Genomic DNA, 6,820 nt, shown 5'->3' with positions numbered 1-6,820 from the left:
CCTGCAAACCCACCCCGCCCGGCCTTTGACAGTTTCCTGCCGCGTCCAACCACGGAAAAGAAATAAAGAAAAGCAGAAGCGGGTCGCTCGCTGCGCTCGCTCTGTGTCGACCAAGGTCGACACCTACCAACAGCCGCCCGCCCCAACAATCGCAGTTGCCAGTATATCCACGCCATGCGTGGATGATTCATTCGATATCTGACAGATGTGCCGACCAACGGTCGGCACCCACCAACAGCCCCGTGAACCTGTCGAAGGCGGGGTACTGTGGGTTTGCGGGGTGTGAGCCGCATGGATGCGGCGACCAAGCCTCCAGGGATGGATTCACGGCGTCCCCGCAAACCCACAGTGCCCCGCCATCCCACGGAATGCCCGCTGTTGCTGTTGCCCTGGCTTGAAGCAGGTGCAGGGCTGCAAGCCCTGCAGAACACCCCTTACCCCGCCATCACCGCTTCGATCTCGTCGGCACTGCGCGCCAGGCCTTCGGTCAGCACGCGATGGCCGTCGTCGGTGATCAGCACATCATCCTCGGTACGGATGCCGATGCCGCGCCAGCGTGGTTCCACCGTCGTATCGTCCACGCCGATGTACAGCCCCGGCTCGATGGTGAACGCCATGCCCGGCTCCAGCAGGCGCGAATCGCCTGCCAGGCGGTAATCGCCCACGTCGTGCACGTCCAGCCCGATCCAGTGCCCGGTCTTGTGCCGGTAGAAACGCTGGTACAAGCCTTCGGACAGGTTCTTTTCCAGCGTGCCCTTCAGCAGGCCCAGCCGCAGCAGGCCTTCGGTCAGGGTCTGCACCGCGGCCAGGTGGCCACTCTCGTACGGTACGCCTGGCTTGGCCTGCGCCAACGCAGCGGCCTGCGCATCGCCGACGAGGTCGTGCAGCGCACGCTGCTCGGCACTGAAGCGGCCGTTCACCGGGAAGGTGCGGGTGATGTCGCTGGCATAGCCGCGGTATTCGGCACCGGCATCGATCAACACCAGTTCGCCATCGCGCGAACGCGCGTTGTTGTCGCGGTAATGCAGGATGCAGCCGTTGCGACCAGCACCGACGATGCTGCAGTAGGCCGGCACGGCATCGTTGGCACGGAACACGCGCTCCAGCTCGGCCTGCAGTTCGTACTCGTGGATGCCCGCCCTGGCCGCCTTCATCGCCGCCAGATGCGCACGCACGCTGATCTGCGCGGCGTGGTGCATCAGCGCCACTTCGGCGCCGGACTTGAACAGGCGCTGCTCGTGCAGCAGGTGCCCCAGTTCAAGGAACTCATGCGGTGGCTGCGCACCGTGGCGCACCTGCGAACGTACACGGTTGACCCAGCCGATCAGCTTCAGGTCGAAATCCGCGTCGCGGCCGAAGTGGTAGTAGACGCGCGAACGGCCTTCCAGCAGGCCCGGCAGGATGTCGTCCAGATCGTCGATCGGGTAGGCATCGTCCATGCCGAACTGCGCTACCGCACCGTCCTGGCCGGCACGGCTGCCGTCCCAGGCCTCGCGTTCGGCATCGCGCTCGCGGCAGAACAGGATGGCCTCGCCGTGGCGGCGGCCCGGGATCAGCACCAGCACCGCTTCCGGCTCCGGGAAGCCGCTCAGGTACTGGAAATCCGAATCCTGCCGGAACGGGTAATGGGTATCGAGGCTGCGCACCTTCTCGGCCGCGGCCGGAAGCACCAGAATCGCGTCCTCGCCGGCCATGTCCATCAGCTGGCGGCGGCGACGCTTGTATTCGCCGGCCGCGATGCCGGTGCGCTGCTTGATGTCCATCAGTTCAGGCGCTGCCGGTGGCGCGAGGCCAGCACCACGTCACCGTGCAGCAGCAGCACCGCCACGCGGATGAATTCCTCGATCTCCGACAGGGCTTCGTCGTCATCATCGCCACCGGCCTCGAAGTCCTCGCTGGAAGCACGCGCCAGGCTGGCCATGTCGGTCAGCGCTTCCTCGCCCTCTTCGGACAGGGCTGGCCGGTTACCACCGCTGCCCAGACCGAAGCCGCCCAGGAAGGAACGGGTCCAGCTGAACATGGCATCGGCCTGCGCGGACACGTCGTCGGTGTCGGTCAGCAGCAGCTCGAAGGCGAAGTCGCGGTCTTCCAGCTGCTTGATGGTGGCCTGCAGCAGCTGCCCCAGCACGCTGTCGGCGGCCACCGGCGGCAGGTTGTCGTCGGCCAGCACGCGCGCCGGCCAGTCGTTGCCGGGGGCGCCGCCGGCGGCCAGCCAGCCACACAGCGCGCCGTGCAGCTCGGCAGCGGTGGCGCCCAGGCCCAGTTCCTGGCTGGCGCGGGTAACGTCGTCGACGGAGGGAAGTTCGGTCATCGTGCGGCTCGTTCGGAAAGGAAACCCGGGGCGCGCACGCGCGCGCCCGTGAGACCCCGTAGTGTAGCAACCCGACGGCATCCTCTCCGCAGCCGTCCAGCCTTGCTGCGACAACGCTTGACCGGCCTTACCCGGCTTGCCTATCGTGCCCGCATGGAACCCGCCGATCCCCTTGCCCAGCTGCAGGACTTCGCTGCCCGCGTGGAAGCGTTGCTTGACCGCAACCAGCGCCTGGCCGAGGAGAACCGCAGCCTGCGCCACCAGCAGGAACAGCTGGTGGCCGAGCGTTCGACGCTGCTGGCCAAGAATGAGCAGGCACGCTCGCGGGTGGAAGCGATGATCAGCCGGCTCAAATCCCTGGAGCAGCACACATGAGCGCCGAACCGGTCAGTGTCCGCATCCTCGATCGTGAATACACCGTGGGCGTCGGCGGCGATGAACGCGACAGCCTGATGGCCGCTGCACGCCTGCTGGACGCGCGCATGCGTGAGATCCGCGGCAGCAACCGCATGGCCGCGGTCGATCGCGTCGCCGTGTTGGCTGCGTTGAACCTGGCCCACGAACTGCAGCTGCTGCGCGACGAGAACGCCCGCCAGGCGGTGGCGCTGCAGCAGACGCTGGCCGACCTGAACCGGCGCCTGGACCGCGCGATCGACGGCACCCCATAGAAGAGGGGACGGAGGGAATCAAGGCGCATTTGCCCCTTCCGTGCTGGAAACGTCTTAATCCCCTCCGTCCCCTTTTCTCATATCTGAATTGGCACGGACTGTTGCCGACGAACGGCCTATCCAGATGCTGCACGCTGGCTATAATGGCCACGCGTTCTCTGCGGTACTCGACGGCATGTGCAAACATTCGCCTTGTCCCTTAAGAACGACACCGGGAGCGCGACAGCGCCGGGAGTGCAGGTCCGCCTTGTAGCGGGAAGCCCGATGGTTCTCCAGCGTTCCCACTTGAGCCCCCGGGTTCAAGGTCGTTTCGCATGCATCGACATTGCGGAGAATGCAATATTCCAGCAAGGGCGGCGTCTTCGGGCGTCGCCCTTGTTCTTTCCGGCACAATGACGGCTGATCCTTGCCGCACGCTGCCATGACCGACCCGCGACAGGCCCTGCGCCACGACCTGCGGCAACGCCGCCGCGACCTTCCCGCCGCTGAGCGCATCGCCGCCGCCGAATCCCTCGCCGATGCCCTGCTGGCCCTGCCGTTCGCCCCGCGCGAAGGCGCCGTGGCCGGCTACTGGGCGCTGGATGGCGAAATCGCCCTGCATCGCTGGCAGCTACAGCTGCCCGAAGGACTCACCTACTGCCTGCCGGTGCTGGCCGGCGACGTGCTGCGCTTCGCACCGTGGCGGCCGGGGCAGCCGCTGACCAGCAACCGCTACGGCATTCCCGAACCGGACGTGGCGGTGGAAGACACCCTGGAACCGGCGCAGATGGCGCTGGTGGTGACCCCGCTGGTGGGTTTCGACACACAGTGCCGGCGGCTGGGCATGGGGGGCGGCTGGTATGATCGCAGCTTCGCCTTCCGCCACGATCGGCCGGCGCCGCCCTGGCTGGTCGGTGCTGCGTTTGCGGTGCAGCAGGTCGAGTCCTTGCCGGTGGCGTCGTGGGACGTGCCGGTGGATGCGATCTGCACCGAAGACGGCACCCTGTTCCCCTCCGCTGCCCCCGTGAACGCATGACCGCCCGCAAGCGCTACTGGCTGATGAAGTCCGAACCGGACGCCTTCTCCATCGATGACCTGGCCAAGGTCAAGGTCGAACCCTGGAACGGGGTGCGCAACTACCAGGCGCGCAACTTCATGCGCGACGGCATGCAGGTGGGCGACGGCATCCTGTTCTACCACTCCAATACCAAGGTGCCGGGCATCGTTGGCCTGGCCACGGTGGCCAGCACGGCCTACCCGGACGACACCCAGTTCGATCCGAAATCCGACTACCACGACCCCAAGAGCACGCGCGAGAACCCGCGCTGGATGCTGGTGGACGTGGCCTTCGACCGCAAGCTCAAGCAGGTGATCGCGCTGGACGAGATCAAGCTGCACGCTGATGAGCTCGGCGAAGGCTTCCCGCTGGTTGCCAAGGGCAACCGCCTGTCGGTGTTCCCGGTGACGGCCGCGCAGTGGAAGCTGCTGCTGTCGCTGGAAAAGAAATCCTGATTCCCTGCCTGAGAGTTCTCCCATGTCCGAAGCCAAGCGCCTGGCCGCCGAGAAAGCCATCGAGTACGTAGAAGACGGCATGATCGTCGGTGTCGGCACCGGTTCCACCGTGGCCTATTTCATCGATGCCCTGGCCCGCATCCAGCACCGCATCAAGGGCGCCGTATCCAGCTCCGAGCAGAGCACCGCGCGCCTGAAGCAGCACGGCATCGAGGTGATCGAGCTGAACCACAGCGGCAACCTGTCGCTGTACGTGGACGGCGCCGACGAGTGTGACACCAACAAGTGCCTGATCAAGGGCGGCGGTGCCGCACTGACCCGCGAGAAGATCATCGCCGAGGCCAGCGAGCGCTTCATCTGCATCGTCGACCCGAGCAAGCAGGTGCCGGTGCTGGGCAAATTCCCGCTGCCGGTGGAAGTGATCCCGATGGCGCGCAGCCTGGTCGCCCGCCAGATCCGCGACATGACCGGCGGCCAGCCGACCTGGCGCGAAGGCGTGGTCACCGACAACGGCAACCAGATCCTGGACATCCACAACCTGCAGATCACCGATCCGGAAAAGCTGGAGCGCGAGCTCAACCAGCTGCCGGGCGTGGTCTGCGTCGGCCTGTTCGCGCGCCGTCGCGCCGATGTGGTGATCGTCGGCGGCGAGCCGCCGGTCGTGCTCTGACCCTTTCGAAGGATCCTGACGATGTCGCTGTTGCGTTCGCTGCTGATGCTTCCGCTGCTGGCCCTGACCGGCTGCGCCACCGACGCGGCCCGCCATTGGGTCGAGCTGGATGGCGCCCGCTACCAGGTCGAGCTGGCTACCAACGATGAAACCCGCGCGCGCGGGCTGATGTTCCGCGACCAGATGTCGGCCGACCACGGCATGCTGTTCATCCACGACCGCGAAGAAATGCAGGCGTACTGGATGAAGAACACCAAGATCGCGCTGGACATCCTGTACTTCGACAGCCAGCGCAAGCTGGTCAGCCAGCAGCGCGATGTGCCGCCGTGCTCTGCCGGCGACATGTGCCCGCCCTACCCCAGCGGAGGCCCGGCGCGCTATGTGCTGGAACTCAACGCTGGCCAGGCCGAGAAGCTCAAGCTGAAGGATGGGACGGAGCTGAAGTTCGGCCCGGGCATCGAAAAGTAAGGTACGGCCGGGCTGCGCCCGGCACCCGCCGAATCAACATCAAAGGCAAAAGCTGGCTACCGAGAGATGGCGGGGCGGTGTGGGCCTGCAGGACACGCCGTAAACCCCGCTCCGCGGTCCGGCCCAGCCGCTGGCGGCTGTGCGTTCGGGCGCTTGCGAAGCAGTGCTTCGCAAGCAAAGCGCCCTCACCCTTGGGGGCTCGTAGGCGCCATCCATGGCGCCTGCGGTCCTGCAAGCCCACACCGCCCCACCTCTGACAGTTGGCCGGCGGCTGTTGGTAGGTGTCGACCTTGGTCGACACGACAGTTCCAAGACGATGTTCTTTTCACGCGGCACCGCTTGAAACCGCCTGCGAATGACGCCAGTCTGTGGTCATGCAGGACCGGATCTCTCTCCCCGACTGGGATGCACTGGCCGACCTCGAAGACGAGGCGCTGCCACTGTTGCCGACCGCGCTGCTGATCGCACGCGATGAATACCCCGATCTGCAGCCGTCGACCTATGACGCGCTGATCCAGAGCCATGTCGAGCACCTCCGCTCGGAAGTGGACAGCATCGACGACAGCCCGCTGAAAATGGCGGCGATCAACCGCCACCTGTTCGACGAGCTGGGCTACAGCGGCGACCACGACGAGTACTACGACCCGCGCAACAGCTATCTCAACCAGGTGTTCGAACGCCGACTGGGCAACCCGATCTCGCTGGCGCTGGTGCAGATGGAAGTCGCGCGCCGACTGGGCATTCCGCTCGATGGCGTGTCCTTCCCCGGCCACTTCCTGGTGCGTCTGCCGGTGGACGACGGCGTGCTGGTGATGGACCCGTTCAACGGTGGCCGCCCGCTGGACGTGGACGAACTGCGCGAGCGGGCCAAATCACACTTGGGCGGGCAGATGCCCGACGACCAGGTGCTGGCGCAGATCCTCGACCCGGCGCCGGCGCGCGCGATCCTGATGCGCATGCTGCGTAACCTGCACGGCGTCTACGCCGAGGCCGGCGAATGGGACCGCGCTGCACGCAGTGCCGACCGCCTGCTGAAGCTGGCCCCGGAGCAGGACGACGCGCTGCGCGACCGCGGCCTGGCCTATCTGCAGCTTGAGTATCTGGCCGGTGCCCGCCACGACCTGGGGCAGTACCTGAAGCGCAATCCCGAGGCCAGCGATGCACAGTGGCTGCGCGAGAAGCTGATCGACCTCGGCGGGCCGGTGCCGCGGC

9 protein-coding genes and 1 other RNA gene are annotated in these 6,820 nt (G+C 66.4%); 8 read left to right on the top strand and 2 right to left on the bottom strand.

From position 1 onward, the window contains the following. Positions 1-434: 434 nt before the first annotated feature. Positions 435-1,757, bottom strand: coding sequence for an aminopeptidase P N-terminal domain-containing protein (locus N5J73_RS23745; protein WP_088480401.1), 1,323 nt, complete (start codon positions 1,755-1,757; stop codon positions 435-437). A 5-nt stretch (positions 1,758-1,762) separates the two neighbouring features. Next, entirely contained in the window at positions 1,763-2,311 is a 549-nt protein-coding gene (locus N5J73_RS23740; RefSeq protein ID WP_049449697.1) for a YecA family protein, read from the bottom strand. Positions 2,312-2,464: 153 nt separating this feature from the next. Here N5J73_RS23740 and N5J73_RS23735 point away from each other — a divergent pair, with 153 nt between their 5' ends. The 8 genes from N5J73_RS23735 to N5J73_RS23700 form a co-directional block, all read left to right on the top strand. Continuing rightward, positions 2,465-2,686, top strand: coding sequence for a TIGR02449 family protein (locus tag N5J73_RS23735; RefSeq protein WP_043034082.1), 222 nt, complete (start codon positions 2,465-2,467; stop codon positions 2,684-2,686). Then, the gene (locus N5J73_RS23730; protein WP_005410899.1) at positions 2,683-2,979 is read left to right on the top strand and encodes a cell division protein ZapA; all 297 of its coding nucleotides are present in this window, start codon (positions 2,683-2,685) and stop codon (positions 2,977-2,979) included. The genes N5J73_RS23735 and N5J73_RS23730 overlap by 4 nt, the downstream gene beginning before the upstream one ends. A 152-nt stretch (positions 2,980-3,131) precedes the next feature. Further along, positions 3,132-3,317: non-coding RNA, 6S RNA (gene ssrS, locus N5J73_RS23725), on the top strand. A gap of 83 nt (positions 3,318-3,400) precedes the next feature. Then, positions 3,401-3,994 carry a 5-formyltetrahydrofolate cyclo-ligase gene (locus N5J73_RS23720; protein ID WP_049449699.1) on the top strand — a complete coding sequence of 198 codons (594 nt, stop codon included), beginning with the start codon at positions 3,401-3,403 and terminating at the stop codon, positions 3,992-3,994. Continuing rightward, positions 3,991-4,470 carry an EVE domain-containing protein gene (locus tag N5J73_RS23715; protein WP_019338636.1) on the top strand — a complete coding sequence of 160 codons (480 nt, stop codon included), beginning with the start codon at positions 3,991-3,993 and terminating at the stop codon, positions 4,468-4,470. Before N5J73_RS23720 ends, N5J73_RS23715 begins: the two co-directional genes overlap by 4 nt. A gap of 22 nt (positions 4,471-4,492) precedes the next feature. Further along, positions 4,493-5,140, top strand: a complete 648-nt coding sequence (gene rpiA / locus N5J73_RS23710) for a ribose-5-phosphate isomerase RpiA (protein WP_164078698.1) — start codon at positions 4,493-4,495, stop codon at positions 5,138-5,140. A 21-nt stretch (positions 5,141-5,161) separates the two neighbouring features. Further along, on the top strand, positions 5,162-5,608 hold the full coding sequence (locus tag N5J73_RS23705) for a DUF192 domain-containing protein (protein WP_049449701.1): 447 nt from the start codon (positions 5,162-5,164) through the stop codon (positions 5,606-5,608). Between the two features lie 374 nt (positions 5,609-5,982). Then, positions 5,983-6,820: SirB1 family protein (locus N5J73_RS23700; protein ID WP_279941365.1), on the top strand; the 838-nt coding region annotated here is incomplete at its 3' end.

Origin of the sequence: Stenotrophomonas sp. GD03654, assembly GCF_029845105.1 — a bacterium.
GTDB lineage: Bacteria > Pseudomonadota > Gammaproteobacteria > Xanthomonadales > Xanthomonadaceae > Stenotrophomonas > Stenotrophomonas africana.
The sequence above is the reverse complement of the archived record's forward strand: the minus strand, read 5'-3'. Positions and strand labels throughout refer to the sequence as shown.